The 22,690-nt window shown below is 41.9% G+C and carries 20 protein-coding genes and 2 pseudogenes; 20 read left to right on the top strand and 2 right to left on the bottom strand.

Annotation, left to right across the window (positions count from 1 at the left end; translation table 11 throughout):
- The 15 genes and pseudogenes from rplF to OPS28_RS17125 form a co-directional block, all read left to right on the top strand.
- Positions 1-534 (top strand): 50S ribosomal protein L6, encoded by a 534-nt coding sequence (rplF, locus tag OPS28_RS03180; protein WP_265607983.1) that lies wholly within the window; start codon positions 1-3, stop codon positions 532-534.
- 12 nt (positions 535-546) lie between these two features.
- Entirely contained in the window at positions 547-900 is a 354-nt protein-coding gene (rplR, locus tag OPS28_RS03175; protein ID WP_169210718.1) for a 50S ribosomal protein L18, read from the top strand.
- Positions 901-909: 9 nt separating this feature from the next.
- On the top strand, positions 910-1,410 hold the full coding sequence (gene rpsE / locus OPS28_RS03170; RefSeq protein ID WP_265607982.1) for a 30S ribosomal protein S5: 501 nt from the start codon (positions 910-912) through the stop codon (positions 1,408-1,410).
- A 6-nt stretch (positions 1,411-1,416) separates the two neighbouring features.
- Positions 1,417-1,596 carry a 50S ribosomal protein L30 gene (gene rpmD / locus OPS28_RS03165; RefSeq protein ID WP_044058207.1) on the top strand — a complete coding sequence of 60 codons (180 nt, stop codon included), beginning with the start codon at positions 1,417-1,419 and terminating at the stop codon, positions 1,594-1,596.
- 3 nt (positions 1,597-1,599) lie between these two features.
- Positions 1,600-2,034: a 50S ribosomal protein L15 gene (rplO, locus tag OPS28_RS03160; protein WP_265607981.1), complete on the top strand. Its 435-nt coding sequence runs from the start codon at positions 1,600-1,602 to the stop codon at positions 2,032-2,034.
- Positions 2,035-2,039: 5 nt separating this feature from the next.
- A complete protein-coding gene (gene secY / locus OPS28_RS03155; RefSeq protein WP_265607980.1) occupies positions 2,040-3,359 on the top strand; it encodes a preprotein translocase subunit SecY in 1,320 nt (439 codons plus the stop codon).
- Positions 3,360-3,384: 25 nt separating this feature from the next.
- Positions 3,385-3,498: a 50S ribosomal protein L36 gene (rpmJ, locus tag OPS28_RS03150; RefSeq protein WP_005417265.1), complete on the top strand. Its 114-nt coding sequence runs from the start codon at positions 3,385-3,387 to the stop codon at positions 3,496-3,498.
- Positions 3,499-3,660: 162 nt separating this feature from the next.
- Positions 3,661-4,017, top strand: coding sequence for a 30S ribosomal protein S13 (rpsM, locus tag OPS28_RS03145; RefSeq protein WP_265607979.1), 357 nt, complete (start codon positions 3,661-3,663; stop codon positions 4,015-4,017).
- Positions 4,018-4,032: 15 nt separating this feature from the next.
- Positions 4,033-4,425 (top strand): 30S ribosomal protein S11, encoded by a 393-nt coding sequence (gene rpsK / locus OPS28_RS03140; RefSeq protein WP_265607978.1) that lies wholly within the window; start codon positions 4,033-4,035, stop codon positions 4,423-4,425.
- A 24-nt stretch (positions 4,426-4,449) separates the two neighbouring features.
- Positions 4,450-5,070 carry a 30S ribosomal protein S4 gene (gene rpsD, locus OPS28_RS03135; protein ID WP_265607977.1) on the top strand — a complete coding sequence of 207 codons (621 nt, stop codon included), beginning with the start codon at positions 4,450-4,452 and terminating at the stop codon, positions 5,068-5,070.
- Between the two features lie 19 nt (positions 5,071-5,089).
- Positions 5,090-6,079 carry a DNA-directed RNA polymerase subunit alpha gene (locus OPS28_RS03130; protein ID WP_265608370.1) on the top strand — a complete coding sequence of 330 codons (990 nt, stop codon included), beginning with the start codon at positions 5,090-5,092 and terminating at the stop codon, positions 6,077-6,079.
- A 42-nt stretch (positions 6,080-6,121) separates the two neighbouring features.
- The gene (rplQ, locus tag OPS28_RS03125; protein ID WP_265607976.1) at positions 6,122-6,520 is read left to right on the top strand and encodes a 50S ribosomal protein L17; all 399 of its coding nucleotides are present in this window, start codon (positions 6,122-6,124) and stop codon (positions 6,518-6,520) included.
- Positions 6,521-7,760: 1,240 nt separating this feature from the next.
- On the top strand, positions 7,761-9,011 hold the full coding sequence (locus OPS28_RS03120; RefSeq protein ID WP_265607975.1) for a nucleotide sugar dehydrogenase: 1,251 nt from the start codon (positions 7,761-7,763) through the stop codon (positions 9,009-9,011).
- 416 nt (positions 9,012-9,427) lie between these two features.
- Positions 9,428-10,619, top strand: a pseudogene (locus OPS28_RS03115) (IS256 family transposase).
- A gap of 45 nt (positions 10,620-10,664) precedes the next feature.
- Positions 10,665-10,857, top strand: a pseudogene (locus OPS28_RS17125) (IS66 family transposase); the annotation flags it as partial.
- Positions 10,858-11,269: 412 nt separating this feature from the next.
- Here the strand turns inward: OPS28_RS17125 and OPS28_RS03110 are convergent.
- Entirely contained in the window at positions 11,270-14,857 is a 3,588-nt protein-coding gene (locus OPS28_RS03110; RefSeq protein ID WP_265607974.1) for a glycosyltransferase, read from the bottom strand.
- Between the two features lie 1,283 nt (positions 14,858-16,140).
- On the opposite strand from OPS28_RS03110, the gene rfbA reads away from it, so the two are divergent.
- The 5 genes from rfbA (at position 16,141) to OPS28_RS03085 (ending at position 21,408) form a co-directional block, all read left to right on the top strand.
- Positions 16,141-17,019, top strand: coding sequence for a glucose-1-phosphate thymidylyltransferase RfbA (gene rfbA, locus OPS28_RS03105; protein WP_265607973.1), 879 nt, complete (start codon positions 16,141-16,143; stop codon positions 17,017-17,019).
- A 93-nt stretch (positions 17,020-17,112) separates the two neighbouring features.
- Positions 17,113-17,658 carry a dTDP-4-dehydrorhamnose 3,5-epimerase gene (rfbC, locus tag OPS28_RS03100; RefSeq protein WP_265607972.1) on the top strand — a complete coding sequence of 182 codons (546 nt, stop codon included), beginning with the start codon at positions 17,113-17,115 and terminating at the stop codon, positions 17,656-17,658.
- A 9-nt stretch (positions 17,659-17,667) separates the two neighbouring features.
- A complete protein-coding gene (gene rfbD, locus OPS28_RS03095; RefSeq protein ID WP_265607971.1) occupies positions 17,668-18,546 on the top strand; it encodes a dTDP-4-dehydrorhamnose reductase in 879 nt (292 codons plus the stop codon).
- Complete coding sequence (gene rfbB / locus OPS28_RS03090) at positions 18,543-19,622, top strand: dTDP-glucose 4,6-dehydratase (protein WP_265607970.1); 1,080 nt, start codon at positions 18,543-18,545, stop codon at positions 19,620-19,622. Before rfbD ends, rfbB begins: the two co-directional genes overlap by 4 nt.
- Positions 19,623-19,698: 76 nt before the next feature.
- The gene (locus tag OPS28_RS03085) at positions 19,699-21,408 is read left to right on the top strand and encodes a glycosyltransferase family 2 protein (protein ID WP_265607969.1); all 1,710 of its coding nucleotides are present in this window, start codon (positions 19,699-19,701) and stop codon (positions 21,406-21,408) included.
- Positions 21,409-21,420: 12 nt separating this feature from the next.
- On the opposite strand, the gene OPS28_RS03080 is transcribed toward OPS28_RS03085, so the two are convergent.
- Positions 21,421-22,188, bottom strand: coding sequence for a hypothetical protein (locus OPS28_RS03080; protein WP_265607968.1), 768 nt, complete (start codon positions 22,186-22,188; stop codon positions 21,421-21,423).
- Between the last annotated feature and the right edge of the window lie 502 nt (positions 22,189-22,690).

The following is a 22,690-nucleotide window of genomic DNA, read 5'->3' as shown; positions in this document are numbered from 1 at the left end:
ATGTCACGAGTAGCAAAAGCCCCAGTCGACTTAAAGTCAGGATTAGATGTTTCTATTTCAGGACAAGAAGTCACTGTTAAAGGTTCGAAAGGTACACTGACACGCGTATTTAATGACGCGGTTGAAGTAGTTCAGGAAGAAAACCAACTTAAAGCATTACCTCGCGAAGGTTTTGCTGACGCTTGGGCACAAGCAGGTACTGCACGTGCGCTTCTGAATTCAATGGTTCAGGGTACTTCAGAAGGTTTTGAGAAAAAGTTGCAGTTAAATGGTGTTGGTTATCGTGCACAAGCACAAGGTGCCAAACTTAATCTGACACTTGGTTTCTCACATCCTGTTGTATACGAGATGCCTGAAGGCATTACAGTTGAAACTCCTAGCCAAACTGAAATCGTCGTCAAAGGCGCCGATAAGCAGGTGGTAGGACAGGTTGCGGCGAACATTCGCGCCTATCGTCCACCAGAGCCTTATAAAGGTAAGGGTGTACGTTACGCTGATGAACATGTACGTCGTAAAGAAGCTAAGAAAAAGTAGGTGGGTGATACGATGGATAAGAAAACAGCTCGCATTCGTCGCGCAACTCGCGCACGAGCAAAAATACGTGAACTGGCCGCGCATCGCCTGGTAGTAAACCGTACACCTCGCCACATTTATGCTCAGTTAATCGCTCCAAACGGTTCTGAGGTATTGGCGGCAGCTTCTACCGTTGAAGCCGATCTAAAGAAAGATCTTAAATCAACTGGTAACGCTGAAGCAGCGGCGGCAGTCGGTAAGGCAATCGCAGAACGTGCTATCGAAAAAGGCGTGAAAGACGTCGCTTTTGATCGCAGTGGTTTTAAATACCACGGTCGTGTGAAAGCATTGGCTGATGCAGCTCGCGAAGCTGGTCTTCAGTTCTAGGAGTTTATAATGGCTAAACAAGAAGTTCAAACAGGTGAACTGTTAGAAAAATTGATTGCTGTTAACCGCGTATCTAAAGTGGTTAAAGGTGGTCGAATCTTCAGTTTCACTGCATTGACAGTAGTGGGTGACGGTAATGGTCGCGTTGGTTTTGGTTACGGTAAAGCACGAGAAGTGCCTGCTGCTATCCAAAAAGCAATGGAAAAGGCTCGCCGTAATATGGTGAACGTTGATTTGAACGGTCATACATTACAGCATCCAATCAAAGGTCGTCACTCTGGCTCTAAAGTTTATATGCAGCCTGCATCAGAAGGTACCGGTATCATCGCCGGCGGTGCAATGCGTGCAGTACTTGAAGTAGCTGGTGTGCAGAACGTACTTTCAAAATGTTACGGTTCTACAAACCCAATCAACGTTGTTCGTGCAACAATCAACGCGCTGACAGAGATGAATTCTCCAGCGGGTGTTGCTGCGAAGCGTGGATTGTCTGTAGAAGAAATTTTGGGGTAATCAGACATGGCAACGATTAAAGTAAAGCAAACGAAAAGTGCGATTGGCCGCTTGCCAAAGCACAAAGCGACGCTTAAAGGTTTAGGCCTGCGTAAAATCAACCATGTCCGTGAACTGGAAGACACCCCAGCTGTCCGTGGCATGATCAACCGTGTAAATTACATGGTTGAAATCGTGGAGGAGTAAGACATGCGTTTAAATACGATTTCTCCTGCACCAGGAGCAAAACAATCTGGTAAGCGTGTTGGCCGTGGTATCGGCTCTGGCCTTGGTAAGACTGGTGGCCGTGGTCACAAAGGTCAAAAAAGCCGTTCTGGTGGAACGGTTAAGCCAGGCTTTGAAGGCGGTCAAATGCCAATTCAACGCCGTCTACCTAAGTTCGGTTTCACTTCGCGTATAGGCATGGTAACTGATCAAGTTACATTGACTGAGATTGCGAAAGTTGAAGGTGATATAGTTTCTCTTGAAACTTTAAAAGCTGCTGGTCTTGTAAAGAAAGAAATGCAGTTCGTTAAAGTTGTAAAGAGTGGCGAATTGTCACGCAAGGTAACGGTTAACGGGTTGAAGGTTACTAAAGGCGCGCGTGAAGCAATTGAAGCTGCCGGCGGTAAAGTAGAGGAATAAGCTAGATGGCTAAACCAGGATTGGATTCAGGCGCGAAAAGCGGTTTAAGTGAGCTTAAGGCAAGATTGTTGTTCGTCTTCGGCGCAATCGTAGTATTCCGGTTAGGTTCGTATGTACCTATTCCTGGTATTGACCCTGCGGTTTTAGCTGACTTATTCGAACAGCAAAAAGGCACTATTGTAGAGATGTTTAACATGTTCTCTGGTGGTGCCCTTGAGCGTGCATCCGTTCTGGCTTTGGGCATTATGCCATACATTACTGCATCCATTATCATGCAGTTGCTCTCGGTGGTTCATCCACCGATGATGGAGCTTAAAAAAGAAGGTGAAGCGGGTCGACGTAAGATCAATCAGTACACACGTTATTTAACGTTAGTATTGGCGACATTCCAGTCAATTGGTATTGCGACCGGTCTGCCGAACCTGATTAATGGATTGGTGATAAGTCCTGGCTTCGGATTCTACTTTACAGCGGTAGTGAGCTTAGTCACAGGAACTATGTTCCTTATGTGGTTAGGTGAGCAAATTACTGAAAGAGGTATTGGTAACGGTATCTCGATATTGATATTTGCTGGTATTGTTGCCGGTCTGCCAACAGCGATAGGTCAGACTGCGGAACAAGCAAGACAAGGCGATATTAACATGTTGCTCGTGTTATTAATTGGAGCAATAGTACTGGGTCTAACTTACTTGGTTGTGTTCGTTGAACGCGCGCAACGTCGTATTGTGGTAAACTATGCAAAGCGTCAACAGGGCCGCAAGGTCTTCGCAGCGCAGAGCACACATTTACCATTAAAAGTAAATATGGCCGGTGTTATACCACCTATCTTTGCATCCAGTATCATTCTTTTCCCTGGCACCATTGCGGGCTGGTTTGGAACGAATGAGTCAACGGCGTGGTTGCAGGACGTAGCATTAATGCTTTCGCCTGGTCAGCCGTTATATGTGATGTTGTATGCTGCTGCGATTATTTTCTTCTGCTTCTTCTATACGGCGTTGGTTTTCAACCCGCGTGAGACCGCAGATAACCTGAAAAAATCCGGTGCGTTTATCCCGGGCATACGCCCTGGTGAACAAACATCACGCTATATCGATAAAGTAATGACTCGTCTGACTTTGGCTGGCGCACTGTACATAACCTTTATTTGTTTAGTGCCTGAATTTATGTTGATTGCTTGGAACGTACCGTTTTACTTTGGTGGAACGTCGCTTCTTATCATTGTGGTAGTCATCATGGACTTTATGGCACAGGTGCAGACACATTTGATGTCTACTCAATATGAGTCTGTTCTGAAGAAAGCTAATCTTAAGGGCTACGGCCGCTAAGATTGGTTCACTACGGAGTGATGTAATGAAAGTTCGTGCATCAGTTAAGAAAATTTGCCGTAACTGTAAAGTCATTAAGCGCAACGGTGTTGTGCGAGTGATTTGCGTTGAGCCTAAGCATAAGCAAAGGCAAGGCTAATTTACGCGGTGAGTAATCACTGTAAAGTGTAAGCAGAACCTGACACAAGGTTCTGCTTTGCCAATTACAATATTACGAACCTTAATTTGCATTTTGTTCGACGGGTAAGTATCCTATCGGGCTTTTTAGGTCGTCGACAATTAAATGAGAGGAGTGCTGTTAATGGCCCGTATCGCTGGCATTAACATTCCTGAACACAAGCATGCTGTGATTGCTATTCAAGCGATCTTCGGTATCGGCCCAACTCGCGCTAAAGCGATTTGTGCTAATGCTGGTGTTGCAGAATCTACAAAAATCAAAGAGCTTGACGAAGCAACTGTAGAGAAGCTTCGTGAAGAAGTGGCTAAGTTCACTGTTGAAGGTGATCTTCGTCGTGAAGTATCAATGAGCATCAAACGTTTGATGGACCTGGGTTGCTTCCGTGGTATTCGCCACCGTCGTAGCTTGCCTCTACGTGGTCAGCGCACAAAAACTAACGCGCGTACCCGTAAAGGTCCTCGTAAGCCAATTAAGAAGTAAGCGGGGGATTTAGTTATGGCAAAAGCACCAGCTCGTAGTACGCGGAAGCGCGCTAAACGTCAGGTTGCAGACGGTATGGCTCATATCCATGCGTCTTTCAATAACACAATTGTGACTATCACAGATCGTCAAGGCAATGCATTAGCATGGGCTACATCTGGTGGGTCTGGTTTCCGTGGTTCACGTAAATCAACACCATTTGCTGCACAGGTTGCTGCGGAGCGTGCAGGTGTTGCTGCACAGGATTACGGTCTGAAGAACCTAGAAGTGTTCGTTAAAGGTCCAGGTCCAGGCCGTGAGTCTGCGATCCGTGCGCTTAACGCCACTGGGTATAAGATCACAAACATTACCGATGTGACGCCTATTCCTCACAACGGTTGTCGTCCACCGAAAAAACGTCGCGTTTAATCGACGGACAGTTGGAGAAAGATCATGGCAAGATATTTGGGTCCTAAACTCAAACTAAGCCGTCGCGAAGGTACAGACTTGTTCCTTAAGAGCGGCGTTCGCGCAATCGATTCTAAATGTAAGATCGATACAGCGCCTGGTCAGCATGGTGCCCGTCGTGGCCGTTTATCTGACTATGGCGTGCAGTTGCGCGAAAAGCAAAAAGTACGTCGTATGTATGGCGTATTAGAAAAGCAATTCCGTAACTACTATAAAGAAGCTGCTCGTTTGAAGGGCAATACAGGTGAAAACCTGTTGCAACTTCTCGAGAAGCGTCTTGATAACGTAGTTTATCGTATGGGATTTGCCAGCACACGTGCTGAAGCGCGTCAGTTGGTAAGTCACAAAGCAATCATGGTAAATGGTCGCGTTGTGAACATCCCATCGTTTAACGTTTCTGCCGAAGACGTGGTTTCTGTTCGTGAGAAAGCTAAAAAGCAATCGCGTATCAACGCAGCTTTAGAATTGGCTGACCAACGTGAGAAGCCAACCTGGATTGAAGTAGACAACAGCAAACTTGAAGGTACGTTTAAACGCGTTCCTGAAAGAGAAGATTTGTCTGCGGAAATTAACGAACAGTTGATCGTCGAACTTTACTCTAAGTAAAGCTAACTAAAGAGGAAGCATTGTGGGTTCTGTGACTGAATTCCTAAAACCGAGATTAGTTGAGATCGAAAACGTTTCTCCTACTCGTGCCAAAGTAACTTTGGAACCACTAGAGCGCGGTTTCGGCCATACTCTAGGTAACGCACTTCGTCGTATTTTATTGTCATCTATGCCTGGTTGCGCAGTGACAGAGGTTGAAATTGACGGCGTATTACACGAGTACAGCACCAAAGAAGGTGTGCAGGAAGATGTAATTGAAATTCTGCTTAATCTAAAAGGTTTAGCGGTTCGCCTTGAAGGTAAAGATGAGGCAACCCTAACTCTAGTGAAGTCTGGCGCTGGCCCTGTTGTTGCTGGTGATATTCAGCACGACGGTGATGTAGAAATTGTAAACCCTGATCACGTGATTTGTACGTTAACTGGTGAAACTGAAATCAGTATGCGTATTAAGATCGAGATGGGGCGCGGCTATGTGCCTGCGTCTACGCGCCGTTCCTCTGAAGAAGATGATCGTCCTATTGGTCGTTTATTAGTTGACGCATCGTACAGCCCAGTAGAACGTATTGCATACACAGTAGAGTCTGCACGTGTTGAACAACGCACAGACTTAGACAAGCTAATCATTGATATGGAAACAAATGGTACGTTGGATCCTGAAGAAGCGATCCGCCGTTCAGCAACAATTCTTGCTGAACAGCTAGATGCCTTTGTTGATTTACGTGACGTTTCTGAACCAGTTCAGAAAGAAGAGAAGCCGGAATTCGATCCGATTCTACTGCGTCCGGTCGATGATTTAGAACTTACTGTACGTTCTGCTAACTGTCTGAAAGCTGAAGCTATCCAGTACATTGGTGACCTGGTACAGCGCACTGAGGTTGAGTTACTTAAAACGCCTAACCTTGGTAAGAAATCGCTAACTGAAATCAAAGATGTGTTAGCTTCACGTGGACTGTCTCTAGGCATGCGCTTAGAAAACTGGCCACCTGAAAGCATCGCTGAGAAAGATTAATCAGGTTTTTCACAAAACTGATTTGTAAAGAAGGATAAAACTATGCGCCATCGTAAGAGTGGTCGTCAGTTGAATCGCAACAGCAGCCATCGTCAAGCTATGTTCAAAAACATGGCCGGCTCTTTGGTCAAGCACGAAGTGATCAAAACGACGTTACCCAAAGCAAAAGAATTACGTCGCGTAATCGAGCCTCTAATCACATTGGCTAAACAAGACAGCGTTGCAAACCGTCGTCTTGCTATGGCACGTACAGGTGATAAAGAGGTTGTTGGTAAACTATTCAACGACCTTGGTCCTCGTTATGAGGGTCGCCCTGGTGGATATACTCGCATTCTTAAATGCGGTTTCCGTGCAGGCGATAATGCTCCAATGGCATTCGTAGAATTAGTAGACCGCCCTGAAGTTGAAGCTGCGGAAGAAGCAGAAGCGACTGAAGAGTAAGCGTTAGTAGTTACATTACAAAAACCCGGCTTATGCCGGGTTTTTTTATATAAGCAGCGTCCAATATCCGTACTGCCTCGATAGCTATTAATTCTCAGCTGTAGTGAGGAACACGGTCGAAGAAAATTCGCTTTTTTGACTCAAAGCCCGCTTAAACTGGATTTTGCTTTTCAATCTCCACTTCTATTCAGGATGCCCATATTGAAGTGTTTCCTGAAGCCTCATTTAGACCCCTCGATATGTATAAGGCTAGCAAAGCGAAGCATTAGTGCTGATTCGCCGTCCTGGAACGAACCAACCACCCGAGTTCGGCATCTGAATCATCACAAAATACGCTCTGAAGGGTTTTCGTTTTTCAGCCATATCCAATGCTGCTTAGAGAATCGATAAAAGGTAGATGTCTCGAGTATAGATGTAACTATTTTGTGAGCAGCAGCGTTTAGACGCATGTTGCACAGCTTATCGAGTAGAAGTTTGGCGTTCTCTTGTGAGGAAGCTAGGTCTTCCTGAACATAAATAGGTTAGAGCAAATCTGTGACATCAGGGTTTGAGTACGAGCTATTCCGCTAAATACGTCGGGGGAAAACTGGACTTTGCTACGTTACAGTAGAGCCTCTAGGTTTGCTTCACCGCGCGTTTCTATTCGGTCTTTATACATCGCTAAAAAAATTTTAACTGTAGATGCACACTGATTTTGCCTAAGCTTTATTTTTTGCAACTTTGCTATCAGTTTCGTAAATCATTCAAAGACTGCTAAAATATCTTCGTTAGCGTTATTAGTTTACAGTGTGAACAAATATATGACCACGTAGCCATATTCTAGAGTTATTTAAATAACATTTTAGTTTTCGAATAGTATTTTAAAATATCCTCAATCCTTAGCATTTACTAAAATAAAGAATAAAAATATAATGTTTAGACTTAAGTGTATTTTACAAACCTCTACAAAATAATGTCTTTTCAAGATTAGACCGCTGTATTAAATGTTGTCTTTGTTCCAAGTGCACCAATTTGATTTAGATTATACCGATTCCGTGGGCTATCCAAGCATGATAATATTACAAAGTCCTGAAATTTTGGTGACTCTAACACGGTTTAGGTAAAGGGAAAAATAAAACGCATTATCATATTTATGGGAATAAATCGAGTTTGGACTATTTATCATAGTTGAACTAAGTTCATTATATTTTTTGGCAGCATATCAAAGGGGAAGCTTCCTCTTATTAGAAGGTAATAAACGATGAAAACAGACGAAAATACTAAGATTGGCATAATTGGCTTAGGTTATGTGGGTTTACCCCTAGCGGTGGAGTTTAGTCGTTTATATAACACCATTGGATTTGATATTGATGAAGTAAGAGTCTCCGAGCTGAATGCGGGTCACGACAAAACTCTAGAAGTGGAAGATAAATTTCTCTCCTCGAATGAGAAACTTCATTTTACTACAAATCCTGAAGTACTTCGCGAAGCTAACATTTTTATTGTTACGGTCCCGACACCTATTGATGCACATCAACAACCTGATTTAACGCCATTAAAAAAGGCTTCAAGTTTAATCGGAAGTATAATTAAGAAAGATGATATCGTCATTTATGAATCTACCGTTTTTCCGGGTGCTACAGAAGATGAGTGTATTCCTGTGGTTGAAGAAGTTTCTGGATTGACGTTTAACAAGGATTTTTTTGCTGGGTATAGTCCTGAGAGGATTAATCCGGGCGATAAAAGCAGGCCCGTTACAAAGATTGTTAAAGTTACATCTGGTTCAACGCCCGAAATCGCCAAATTTGTTGACGAGCTCTACGCATCGATTATTTCCGCTGGAACCTATCTTGCGAGCAGTATTAAAGTAGCAGAGGCTTCAAAAGTAATAGAAAATACTCAAAGAGATGTGAATATAGCGTTGATAAATGAGTTATCAATGATATTTGATGTGCTTGATATTCCCACTAACGATGTGCTCGAAGCTGCGGCAACTAAATGGAACTTCATTAATTTGAAGCCAGGCTTAGTTGGAGGCCATTGCATAGGTGTAGATCCCTATTATCTTCTTCACAAATCTATGAGCGCAGGCTTTGTACCCGATATAATCAGAACTTCACGAGAAATCAACGATGGGATGTCTAAGTATCTCGCTTCTAAGTTTATAAGAATGATGATATCTGAAGGTGTAAGCATAAAAGGCTCAAAAGTAGTAGTGTTAGGTTACACATTTAAGGAAAACTGTCCTGATGTTAGAAATACTAAGATAAAGGATTTCGTAAATCAGCTAGAAGAATTTGGTATTGATGTAGTAGTACATGACCCGCTGGCGATGGAAAATCCAGAGCATCTCCCGGAATCGATTAAATTTGTAGATCTTGACTCACTCAAAGCAAATAAAGCGGATGCGGTATTTGTTGCTGTCGCTCATTCTACTTTTAAAGAGATATCTCTTGAAGATATTCTTAATGAGAAATCTGTTATTTATGATTTCAAACAGCTTTATAAGTAGTTAGTTTGTAAGCATCCGGTAAACCACACCTTCTGAATTAAAACCAGTTAACGGAAAATACCCCTTAATTTTGTCAGGAGGTAACATGAAACGAAAAAAGGTTGGATGACTGGAAACAGTTAATTGGTAACCCTGACCTTTCCCCCAAAAATAACACCATGACGTCGATGAGATTTCCAATAAATTGGAGATAATGGAGATCTCACAATGTAAAATCGCTACAGCGAAGCACAACTTATCAAGGCCATCAAGCAGCATGAGGCTGGCGCGAAGGTGCGCGAAGGTGCACGAAATTTGCCGCGAAACGGGTATTTCGTGATAACGTAAAATATTTTTCGCTTTTTTGAAAAGCAGTGCTCCAGTTTGGTAGGTTATTTAGCGACCAAACTTCACAACCGACAAAAAAGAGCAACGCCATGAAAGATGATAAGAAGATTGTAAGCATAAATGAAGGTTTAGTTCATGATGAATTAGACAATATGGTTCGTAGTACTGTTGAGCAGACGCTCAATGATATGCTCGATGCTGAAGCCGACCAGCGGTGTAACGCCCAGAAGTTTGAACGTTCAGAGCAGCGCAAAGATAGCCGTGCTGGATATTACGAGCGAGGCTATGAGACCAAAGCTGGCAAGGTTAAGTTAAAGGTGCCGAAGCTTCGGAACAGCACCTTTGAAACAGCATTAATCGAGCGGTATAAACGGCGTGAAGCATCCGTTTAGGAAGCATTAATTGAAATGTACCTTGCAGGAGTATCAGTGCGTCGCGTCGAGGATGTCACCGAAGCCCTGTGGGGAACCCGTGTCAGCTCAGGCACCGTATCCAACCTCAATAAAAAAGCGTTTAAAAACATTGAACAATGGCGTAACCGCCCGATAGAGGGTAACTATCCTTACGTTTATCTCGACGGTATTGTACTTAAGCGAAGTTGGGCGGGTGAAGTGCGCAACGTTTTCGTGTTGGTCGCCATAGGCGTTGGCGAAGACGGTTATCGTCGTGTGCTCGGCATTGCTGAAGGGGCAAAGGAAGACAAGGCCAGATGGTCAGGTTTTTTATCTCATTTAAAGCAGCGCGGCCTAACAGGCGTTAAGCGCATCATCAGCGATCATGTATAGGTCTGGTGGAATCGGCCGGTGAATACTATCCTGATGCGCTGTGGCAACGCTGTACAGTTCACTTTTACCGCAACGTCTTCAGTGTTGTAACACGCAGCAAAACCAGAGATGTTGCAGACATGCTCAAAGCTATTCACGCCCAGGAAGATTTGGCTACCGCTCAGGAGAAAGCGAAACTGGTAATCGATAAACTTCGAAGCATTAAACTCAACGCTGCTGCTGCCAAAATACAACAGTCCATAGAAGAAATATTTAGCTATTATCGATTCCCTAAGCAACACTGGATAAGGCTAAAAACGAACAACCCATTAGAACGTATCATGCGAGAAAGAAGACGTAGAACGAGGGTTGTAGGGGCATTCCCAGACGGAGAATCAGCATTAATGCTTAGCGCTGCTAGACTCAGACATATCGCGGGGACAAATGGGGTACCAGAAAGTACATGAATATGGACTTACTGAGAGAAATGGAAATCGAGAAGCAATTTCTAGCTTAACTTTGCTGTGGATCAAAAAAGCGAAAGATCTTTGACACTATCGTAGAGTGCGCTATCAAACCCTTCGTTATCGGCAGAAGGATCTGGTTGTTCAGCCAAACCGTAAATGGCGCTCATGCCAGCGCCACTCTATACAGCATTATCGAGACAGCAAAAGGAACACAGAATCGACATCATTCGACCAATTTATGACCTGCCTGATATCGAAAGTCTGTTACCTTGGACCTATCGAGCATAGGTGTCGATCACCCGACGGATACGTTAGTTTGGGTAAACCGATTGGACTGAAGCCTCCAAAGCGTTAAAAAATTGTGAAACTTACAAGAAGTGTATCCCTAAGAGAAGTGACATTCAACGTGTATGTATTTTAACTTCCACTGAGAGCTTGCAGCATACCGCAATAGTAGTGTTGGCAGGTAGGTTGCGGAAATTTTAAATTTATTTGGTGGGGACGCTTCTTTGCTCTTTGGTGTGCCAAACAGAGCATCCTCAACCTACCAAGTTTACAGATTAAATGCTTCAATAATTCAGCTAATAAGGGCTACAGATGAAGCCACTAACTTTAATCTAAAGTTAAACGAGAAGCAGATTACTCACTTGTAGTTGTAATCCGCTAAGTCACTTAATGTTCTAACTATATTAATAATACTTTATTCTTCAATTAAAAAACCGTCTAAAGCACCTGCTGGTATCCTGCGCTTTTCAAAGTTTTTAAATGCAGTTACCCATTTTTCCGGCTCGTTATCTAATAAGGTAACCCCTTCACAAGAACTAAGAGTCTGATAAGTATCGACATTAGAACAAAAGGCTGGAATCCCTAGCGCAAGGTATTCTAAAGCTTTTAAGTGACTTTTACTCTTATTAAATTCGCTTTCTACTAACGGTGCCACACCAAGATCGAATGACATCTTATTTGCCTTCAACCAATCAACAAATTCGTCATACCTCACACTGGGAGGGTCAATAAATTTAACAAAAGAAGGAGTATCATCCCTCTGGCTGGTCACGCCGACAACTGTAAGACTAAACTGAATGTTCAAGCTTTCTAACTGTTCTAAACTGGTTAGTAGAAAGTGATAATCTTCAGTATGTGTGCGCGAACCGAAAAATAGAATATTTAATTCATTTTCGTCATTGCTTATTTTTGGCAAGCTATCGTCGTTAACAGATCCCATCCATCTAGACTTAGAAATTTTATTCGGGCGTATTTCTACATTTTGGCAAAATTGCTTCATTTTGTTAGCTAGTGTTTGATTCGTAACATGAATGCAATCTGCTGACGATAGTAGCTTTTCTAAGGATGATTTGTATTTTTCGTAAATACCGTTCGAATCCAGTGACTCAGGCACATCTAATAAGTCATCGTCGAGCTCTAACGATAATCTCACATTATGTTTGCTCAGTTGATGGATGAAGTTATCCACATACTTTGACGGGATAGCATCCCTTTGAACTACTAATTCTTTAAATTGACAGAAGTTTGTCTTGAATATCTCAGCCCCGTTTAAAAACTCAGTTTCGGTGTTGAATTTTTCGTCGAAGTAACTCTTCCAATCTACCATGCGAACGTAAGCAGTGGGGGGAACGTCTGGAAACCTTCCTTTCAGGACAAGACCAACCCGCTTCAATTCCTGAGGAAGTTTTGGCTGGCGATCATTGATTAAGCTATAGTATAGCTGAGTGTAATGGGACGCCATGTTTTCGATAGTATTTTCTGACCCGTATCCTGTTTGCCATTGGTTGATACGTTCAATTTTATTTTCCCAACTTTGTAAATCTATCTCGGTAATAGTTTTAAATATCTTGTTCACATCCTTTTCAACAAGCCACCCTCCTTGATGTTTTGCAAGTCTTTCTCCTACCGCACCAATATTAATGCCGACCACTGGAACGCCACAGGCCCAGCACTCCGTCAGGGTATGGCAGTACGTTTCCGGACATATTGATAAGATAGCAGCTAAATGAGGCTGTATTGCTTTTACTCTTTCGGCAAATTGGTTTCGTTCATAGGAGCCGTGGCGTACTACATAAGGCTTAAGCTCTTTTAAACCATTCCCTAAAAGATGAAACTCAATTTTATTTTCAGTATCAAGCTTTTTTAATGCCTTTACAATTTCTGAACCTTTTTGCAAATTCACATTGCCCGGAAGCAAAACACGAATAGGCTCACCCTCTTCAGGAGCCTTCGCTAAATTTGAAAAGCTACTAAAATCTCGACCATGCGGGAAAACAACAAATGAGTCTTCAGGTTTGTTTTCAAATACGGAGGGGAGCGCATCTTTAATTATTGTTTTCGCACTCTGGCTGGTTGTTACATACGCGTCAGATAACTTTAACACCGATGCCATTTTAGACTGCCATCGCTGATTCGTCTTTTCACTGTATTCGAATGGAGAGTTTTCCTGCCATAGCGGATTAGTGGATTTTACTGTTACTCCAGTCTTGTGAAAATTGCCTTTATCATCGATAAGATTAACTGATGGGCATACAGTATAAAAATCATGAAAAGAGTTTACCGTCAGGACTCCTAAAGACTTGCAGACGGCAAAGATATCTAAACTTTGCCAGACAAGATGTCGCACATGAACTATTTCTATGCTGTACTTTAGCAAAATCGTTTTGAGTATGTTGTTGTACTCTAAGCTCCTATGATAGGAAAAATTAATAGGATCCTTTAGATTGAATTCTTCAATTAGGGCATACCCGTTTTTCGTTGCTTCAAGAACCTCAATTTTTCTTCTGTTACATGCTAAGGCGATAGGAGTAAATTCTCCCTTGATACCTCTCATCAAATCTAAATTTGTTTGCGGTGTCCCCCCTGTACGGGTTGAGATAACGAAAAGTATTCGAGGTTTTACAAACGGCTCAGGCTTTTTCCATTTTGACAGCATTTCAGTAATAGATGCACGGGCTTTTCTAAAATTAGTCGAGCGACTTATCATACGTATTATATCCGGGTACTCGGAATATACTTTAAGCAACTCTCGGTTGCCGTGCTCAGCAAGTTTAGTCTTTTCTTCCTTGAAAGAGGCGGAGCGCTTGTGAAAAACATAACAGTTTGGATCAACGATATTTTTAAAGCCGAAATCGATCGCTCTCATGCAAAAGTAGTTTTCTTCCCCATATCCTCTGGGGAATAACTTACTATCAAATTTACCTATCGAATCAATTAAAGTCCGTTTTATATAGAGGCAAAATCCGTTTCCTGTAGGTACTTCGACACTCCGATGAGGTCCACAGTCGCGTACAAGTCGTGACATTTCAACTTCTGTAAAACCGCTTGGGAGGTCGAATAACCCGACATCAGGAACAGAAAATGCTCCCGCGCCATTTGACACAGCGGTGACTGTCCCAATTTCCTCATTTTGGTAAGCTGCAAGTTTTAGGCTTCTAACCCAGAAAGGAGTGACACGCGTGTCGCTATTCAGCAGAATTACGTCGCTATCGCCAGCTAAATCTATGCCCTTATTGACGTTCTTCGTATAACCAAGATTTACATCATTAAAAACGACGCTTAAATTTTTTAGCGATGGAAGCTTACTGAGAAGTTTCTTAACTCTGGGATCGCTGCTGTTATCGTCCAGCAAGATTATTGAATCGACTTCCAAATCAACATTTTCTAAAAGAGAAAATATACATTCTCGAACCTCTTCATATGCATTGTATATAGGTACAATTATGCTCACAGGCTTGTTATTTATATTAATAAAGTACGAAGATGGAATATCTTGTTGCGCTACAGTTTTTAACGTGTTTTTTTGTTCAAAATGTGAAGCACAACCTTTTCTGCCTTCTTTCCTTCCGAAATGAATATAGTGAGCGAGAGGATCAGTCTTCGCTTTTCTCACGTCTTTATTCTGTTCGAGATAGTATTTGACATCAAATGTACCAGAGAGGGCTTTGAAGTGCTTTTTGTTTGTCTTGACGTAATAAACGAGAGGGTTTTGGAGTTTTTTATTATCTCCAAGTTTACTCATATAGGTGTTTTGAAAAAATCGAGTATCAAAAGCTACATTAGGGTTTCTTCCTTCCTTCGCACCGCTATTTAAATAATGAGTAAGAGGGTCGACTTTAGCTTTCCGAATGTCTTCGTAAGTAGCTAGATAATAATCCGGATCAAAAACCCCCGCGCTCACAATCAAGGAACGATAGTCTTTTTTCAGTAGGCGCTTTAATCGCTTTGCAAGCCACTCTCCAAAACTGTCCTTCGATACCTTTTCACTATTCTTTTTCATCATTAATAACTTTTAATCTCATTAATTTTTGGATATTCCCAAAAAACAAATTCCGGGGGTTTAGAAAGTATTTTGGGCGTCGTGTTTACAATGCTTCCGCAAAAAGCTTTCCAAAAAACATAAATAAACCGTATATTTTGTACGATCTTGCCATATTTGTCAGCTATAAAATGCATAAATCACGCTGGCAACCCTTGGGATCTAAACAAATAACTCGTTATGTTAAGGCTCAATATCCAGGTTTTTTGGGGGGGACTATAAATAAACAGTCAAAATGCGATGTTATTCTCTTACCCCAATTAACATAATTCAGTTGTAGAGGGTTAGACGCGCACCCTCCTTTTTTTCTCAATGGAGTAATATGTCATCAAATTTATTAACAAACTAATGCCCTTTCCCAATACGGATGTTCTGTTGACGAAGGTTAATGGCGCATCAGTATTGGAGCGATAAAGTGCGCACACCTTTGTTAAGGCAGCACACTTTTTTCGACAATATTAGCGACTAACTTAAAGCATAAAACTGCATCACCTTTTATATCAAAAATTTGTCTTCAGCGATTTAGTTAACATGTGCCTTGAAACTAAAATTGAAAAGCAACGTATGCTCTGCGTTAAAAATCAATCTTATTGTATGGGGCTGTAGGCGTATTGGCGCATTAAGCTAAAGAAAAACGGGCAGTCGAGTGATTAAAATAGCAATGTATCGAGGACTTTACTGCTAAGTGTAATTATTAAACAATCGCGCGCTGTTGTTTATTACACCGATCTTTAAAGTCAGCGCTTTTACCCGTAACAGCCTTAAGTGAAAAACGCATTCATCCACTAAATTACTAGTGCGAGTTGACCTTTACTATTAAGTTGGTTGGTACGATGTTTTGCACGTTTCCCTGAAAACTTGGCGCATTATGCTTTTTCATTTCTATGGGCAGTCCTAAATGGAGCGATACTATTCGTTTAACAGTATGTGGGAAGTGCTTCAGCACAAAGGTGATTGAATAGTCTACTTAAACGCACTGTATTGTTAACTAAATAACTACCATTGCTTCGTAATAAGGCCAATATCAGCTTACGTTCCTCAGCTGATATCAAATTGCATATAGATCAACTTTGAGAGCTGTTGTTTCAGCGTTCCTTTTACGCTTTTAACACCCAAAAGATGAATATTTATAAGGGCTTCGCGCGGGTGAATTGATGTTTGTACATTTGTTATTTTCTATAATTCCATTATACTTTCCTAAATTTTTTTAGCTGTATACTCAGCTTTTCTAGGACTAGGATGTGAAAATGAGAAAAGCAATAATATTAGCTGGTGGTTCAGGCACGCGCCTATATCCGCTAACGAAGGTGGTCAGCAAACAGCTGATGCCAGTTTATGATAAGCCGATGATTTTTTATCCATTGGCAACGTTGATGATGTCTAATATCAGAGATATTCTTATCATCACAACCCCTCAAGAACAGTCAAACTTCGTTGAACTTATCGGTGATGGCTCAGCGTGGGGCATCAATATAGAATATGCGGTACAACCAAGTCCTGATGGACTTGTACAGGCTTTTTTGATTGGCGAAAAGTTTATTGGTAATGATGCTTGCACGCTTATTCTTGGCGACAATATTTTTTATGGTCATGATCTGAAACTATCACTTCAGAGCGCTTATAAACAAGAGCTCGGTGCTACTGTTTTCGGCTATCACGTTAACGATCCAGAACGCTACGGAGTCGTTGATTTCGATGCCGATTGGAATGCGTTATCGATTGAAGAAAAACCCGCTAAGCCAAAATCAAGTTATGCAGTAACAGGCTTGTATTACTATGACAATCGAGTGGTGGATCTCGCCAAAGAGGTTAAACCTTCGCCAAGAGGTGAGCTGGAAATTACCGATTTGAATAATCTATATCTTAAAGATGGCAATTTAAAAGTCGAATTGATGGGCCGTGGCTCCGCATGGTTGGACACCGGAACGTTGGATAGTCTTTTAGATGCGGCTAACTTTGTCGCAGCCATTGAGAAACGCCAGGGACTAAAAATCTCCTGCCCGGAAGAAGTGGCTTATCGAATGGGGTATATCGATGCGGAACAGCTGGAGAAACTGGCTGCACCATTGAGAAAAAGTGGATATGGTGAGTATTTATCTAAGATCACACATGAGAGGATTAAGTAACCGTTAAATTATCCGGTTAACTTCCCTCAGTGCATTATTCAACTTTGCTTTAGCCGATCCGAGGCTTTGCTAGCCAAAGGAAATATATAATCCATGCAAGTAGTTAAAACCGATATCCCCGATGTCAAAATTATTGAGCCGCGAGTGTTTGGCGATGAACGGGGCTTTTTCTTGGAAACCTTTCGTACAGACTGGTTCAAAAAAGAATGTGCTGACGTTGATTTTGTGCAAGATAACCACTCTAAATCCAAACAAGGTATTCTTCGTGGACTGCATTATCAACTCAAGCAAACGCAGGGCAAGCTGGTGCGAGTTGTTAGTGGAGAAGTCTTTGATGTGGCCGTGGATATGCGTAGAGGTTCACCAACCCTAGGCAAATGGGTAGGTGTAGTCTTATCAGCAGAGAATAAGCGTCAGCTGTGGGTGCCAGCTGGCTTTGCACATGGTTTTTATGTGACAAGCGAATCGGCAGAGTTTGTTTACAAATGTACTGATTATTACCATCCAGAGTCCGAGGTGTCGGTGAAGTATGATGATCCAACTATCGGTATCCAATGGCCGTTAGTCAATGGCGAATCCCCCGCATTGTCAGTGAAAGATGCAGAAGGCTTATCGTTCAATGATGCGCCAACTATTTAAAGGTATATAATGACTATTTTGGTTATAGGGAAATCCGGCCAGCTAGCATATGAGCTAAAGCAAGTTGCAGGTGACGATGTTATCTGTCTAGGCCGTAATGAAGTTGACATAACTAATAAAGAATCACTTTATGAGACGTTGAATAAAGTGAAACCTGCTGCGGTTATCAACGCGTCTGCATATACTGCGGTAGATAAAGCAGAGTCAGAACCTAAGGTGGCTGAGCTTATTAACGTGCGGGGCGTTGCTAATTTGGCTGCAGTGTGCAAAAAAGCCAGCGTGTTTCTTGTGCATGTTTCAACGGACTACGTATTTAACGGCCATAAGGGGGCGCCGTATACCGTAGACGATAAAATTGAGCCCCAAGGCGTATACGGTAAAACCAAAGCTGAAGGTGAAAAAGCGTTACTTGACAATTTACCTGATTCCAGTTGCCTTATTCGTACGGCTTGGGTTTATTCGGTTCACGGTACTAATTTTGTGAAAACCATGCTTCGGTTGATGGCGGATAAACCGCAATTGGGAGTGATAGATGACCAAGTCGGAACACCGACTTGGGCTAGAGGTTTGGCTGAAGCGTGTCTATTTGCAGCGAAAAACAGAGTCCACGGAGTCTATCATTGGACAGACGAGGGCGTATGTTCATGGTATGACTTCGCGTTCGCTATACAAGAACTCGGTGTAGAGAAAGGCTTGCTTGAACAAGCTGTTCCTTTATTGCCTATTCCATCTTTACAATACCCCACACCAGCAAAGCGACCGCACTATAGTGTATTGGATAAGTCCACCACACGCGAAACTTTTTCGTCAATACGTCCTTCGTACTGGCGCACTCAATTGTCGGCTATGCTGGACGAATTGAAAACGAATCAGAGCGCAGAGAAATGAGTAAAACAATTTTAGTGACCGGCGGAGCCGGCTTCATCGGGTCAGCGGTTGTCCGTCATTTGATTAACGATACGGATCACGTAGTTATAAACGTTGATAAATTGACTTACGCGGGCAATCTAGAGTCACTTAACACGGTGTCCAATAGCGAACGTTATCACTTTGAAAAGGTAGATATTTGCGATGCAAATGAACTAAAACGTGTTTTTACCACCTATCGACCAGATGTTGTCATGCACTTAGCCGCTGAATCCCATGTAGATCGTTCTATTGATGGTCCAGGTGAGTTTATTCAAACTAACATTGTGGGCACATATACGCTTTTGGAACAGGCAAGAGCTTACTGGCTTGCTTTAGCTGAAGATAAAAAAGCAGGATTTAAATTTCATCATATTTCAACTGATGAGGTATATGGCGATTTACCTCACCCCGATGAGGTCTCAAGCGGTGATGTATTGCCCTTGTTTACCGAAAATACACCTTATGCACCAAGTTCGCCATATTCTGCAAGTAAAGCGTCGTCAGACCAACTAGTTAGAGCATGGTTAAGAACCTACAAGTTACCTACACTAGTAACTAATTGTTCAAATAATTACGGTCCGTATCATTTTCCCGAGAAACTCATCCCGTTAATTATACTGAACGCATTGGCAGGTAAACCTTTGCCGATGTACGGAAAGGGAAATCAAATTAGAGATTGGCTGTTTGTTGAAGACCACGCGCGAGCATTAGTATTGGTGGCGCTGCAAGGAGAAGTTGGTGAAACGTATAACATTGGCGGACATAACGAAAAACAAAATATAGAAGTGGTCAGAAGCATTTGTCGTATTTTGGATGATATAAAGCCTAAAGAGGGTAACTATGAAGATCAGATTACCTATGTCGCAGATCGCCCTGGTCACGATATGCGTTATGCCATAGACGCTTCGAAAATAGAACGAGAGTTGGGATGGACACCTCAAGAAACTTTTGAAAGTGGCATTCGTAAAACCGTCAAGTGGTATTTAGAAAATGAAGGCTGGTGGAAAGCCGTATTAGATGGTAGCTATAAGGGAGAACGGCTAGGCGCTGGCTAGTAGGTCATATCTTTTTCATGCTAGAATAAAATACCGCTTCGTAGCGGTATTTTATTTAGAATTTGGAAAGTATTAAATGATAAAAAAACTCTCCATGTTGACTGTCAAGGCCGCCATCGGATTGTTACCAGTAAGCATTAAGAACAATTTAAAAAAGAATGCCAGACTGACGGAATTTTACAGTCGCTCCTTGAAACGTTCAGGCTTGTTTTTCGGCTATCCAAGCCCAAAGAAGATACAGGCTCTTTACGTTAAAAGGCTCGCCGTTCAGAAGAAGGAACTCAATGGCTATAATACTTCAGGAGTTAGCTGTAAAGTCGTTATATCAGGCTTCAATATCAAGCTGATTTCAGAATCGGTATCATCTTTTGATGGGCAATCACTAAGCGTTAAAGCTTTTTTCGTCAACGATAGTGTCGTTGAACAATTGAACGGCTTTATGCTCCCTGGTATTGATATAAAACCTATTTCTTTATTATCAAAAAACGAAGGATCTCCAGTACTGTTGATTAGAGAAGGCGAAAGTGTTTGTTCAAAGCAATTATTACAAGCCTTGTCTAAATATGAAGCTAATTCTAAAAACCAATTAATCTATTTTGACTGGCACTATTTGGATAATAACGGTAAGCCTACTAAACCGCAGTTATTACCAGATTGGAATCCTGACCTACAGCTTTCTACCGGTTATGTAAAGACAGCCATCTGGTTATACGAACCTGCGACATGGTTCGGCAGGTTCCCCCTGGGAGAGGAATACTATTGTTGGCTAGCCCAAATAGCTTTATGTGAAGATGTATCAGTTTGTCATGTACCTTATGCTATTTTGTCAGCATCAGACAAAACCTCAATGGACAAAGTAGATCTTGAGTTGCTCAAGAGGACTTCAGCGAGTAAAGCAACCGGAGTAGTAGATCATAATAATAATAGGGTTAGCTTGATGTGGCCGCTACATACGCAACCTTTGGTCTCATTAATTATACCCACATACAATGGCAAGAAGTTGGTTCAGGCTTGCATTAATTCTATTCTCGAAAAAACAACTTATTCAAACTACGAAATTATACTGGTTGATAATAATTCAGATGACTTGGAAAGCCTGAATTACTTTGAAGTGCTTAATGCCCACCCTAAAATCACAGTCTTAAGCTATCCTTTCCCCTTTAACTATTCTGCAATTAATAATTTTGCTGCGAAACAGGCAAGAGGCGAAATAATAGGGTTAATTAATAATGATATAGAAATTATCACGCCTGAATGGCTTGAGTTTATGGTAGGGCACGCTAAAAGGCCAGAAATTGGCTGTGTGGGGGCCAAATTGTTATATGCAGATGGTAGCGTACAACACGCGGGTGTCGTTATGGGATATGGCGGCGGGGCAGGTCATGCGCATAAGTATTTTCCACGTACGCACCCCGGTTATCTTAATAGATTAGTCTCGACCCAGAATTTTTCAGCAGTTACAGCAGCGTGTTTAATGGTCAAAAAATCACTATGGAATGAAGTTGGAGGCTTAAACGAGGTCGACCTTAAAGTTGCATTTAATGATGTTGATTTTTGTTTGCGGGTTCTAGAAACAGGAGTACGGAACTTATATTGCGCCGAGGCAGAAATGTTTCACTACGAAAGCATTTCTCGAGGATTAGATATCTCTCCTGAAAAAGCACAGCGATTTAAACAAGAGCTGGACTATTTGCAAACTACGTGGGCAAAATACATTCAACACGATCCTGCTTACAATCCGAATCTTACACTTGCGCGAGAGAACTTTTCTATTAGGGAAGATTAAAGCAATTATGTATTAATCCGCTAACGCTAGATTGATGTCTTCATTTGATATGCCAGCACCTGAGGCATATTCTCGAATCATATTCTCATCCACACCCGCATTCTGAGCTGCACTCAATATACGAATTTGTTGTTCTCTTTGGTCTCGGGTGTTGTTTATAGCGGTCTTTACAACTTCATCTTTTCTCATCGGAAAGACTGCCAATAACGCTTCAACGACATATTCGCCAACATAGGGGACAGTGTTTAATGCGGTCGTCATGATTTCAATTATTTTATTAGGATGCTCGATAGATAGTGTCTGAACTATACTATCCGCAGAATCTGGCTCAGTTAAAACAGCTACTCTAACAATTTCATCAAGTTCTTCTGGGGTTGCATTGGCCGCTGCCTGAACTACGAAATCTACATAAGTCGGTTCCGCATTTATAGCTAATTTCACTATAGACGGACACGAACTGACATTCTTCTTTATTGCTAGTTGAACAATTTCTTCTGTCGCAGCAGGTTGCGTCGAAATGGCTGCATGAATAATTTCCTGATAGCGGTCGGGGTAAGTATCTAAAGCAACATCTACAACCGAAACTATATCTTGCGGATAATGACTGGCTATTGACCGAATAGCTCTTCCCACGGACATAGTTTGTGAAACTTGTCTTTTTAGGAATTTTTTCTGAAACTCTAAATTAGCGCTATCATTAACGGAAGGCGTTACGGCCTGAAGACCAGTGCAAACCATTGCACAAGCAATTACATTTAAAAGCCAAATTTTACGCACCATTACTTCAAACCCTCAAGGAAACAACCACAACTTATTAATATTATTTAATCCATATATTATGAACGTATGACTTCCCTGAAAGTTCAATTTTCAAAAAATTAACAATATAGAATGAAAAGTAACCGTTTAAACAAAATAATGCAAATTTATTGGGTATAGGTATTGACCTTAAGTTATTTATCTCTACAATGCGCATCCGCTTCGGCAGGAAAGTCTAAACGACAACTTGCTGGATAAGGTGAAAGCCTTATCAGAAGTGGTTTTCAGAGAGACGATTGAAAAAATAATTTCAAAAAAATGTTGACACTGAAAACGAAGCGCGTAGAATGCGCATCCCGCTTCGGGGACAACCTGAAGCAACGCAGAGTAGGATGATTTGAATTAGTCACCGAAAAGCGTGCTTATCGGCAAGGCCGATAAGCAATATGTTCTTTAACAATTTATAACAAGACAATCTGTGTGGGCACTCGTTAAGAGTGTCAACCGACGATTCATATATATA

This window comes from Alteromonas sp. ASW11-130 (genome assembly GCF_026183735.1).
Lineage (GTDB): Bacteria > Pseudomonadota > Gammaproteobacteria > Enterobacterales > Alteromonadaceae > Alteromonas.
Note: the sequence above shows the minus strand (reverse complement) of the source record. Positions and strands in the feature narration are given on the sequence as shown.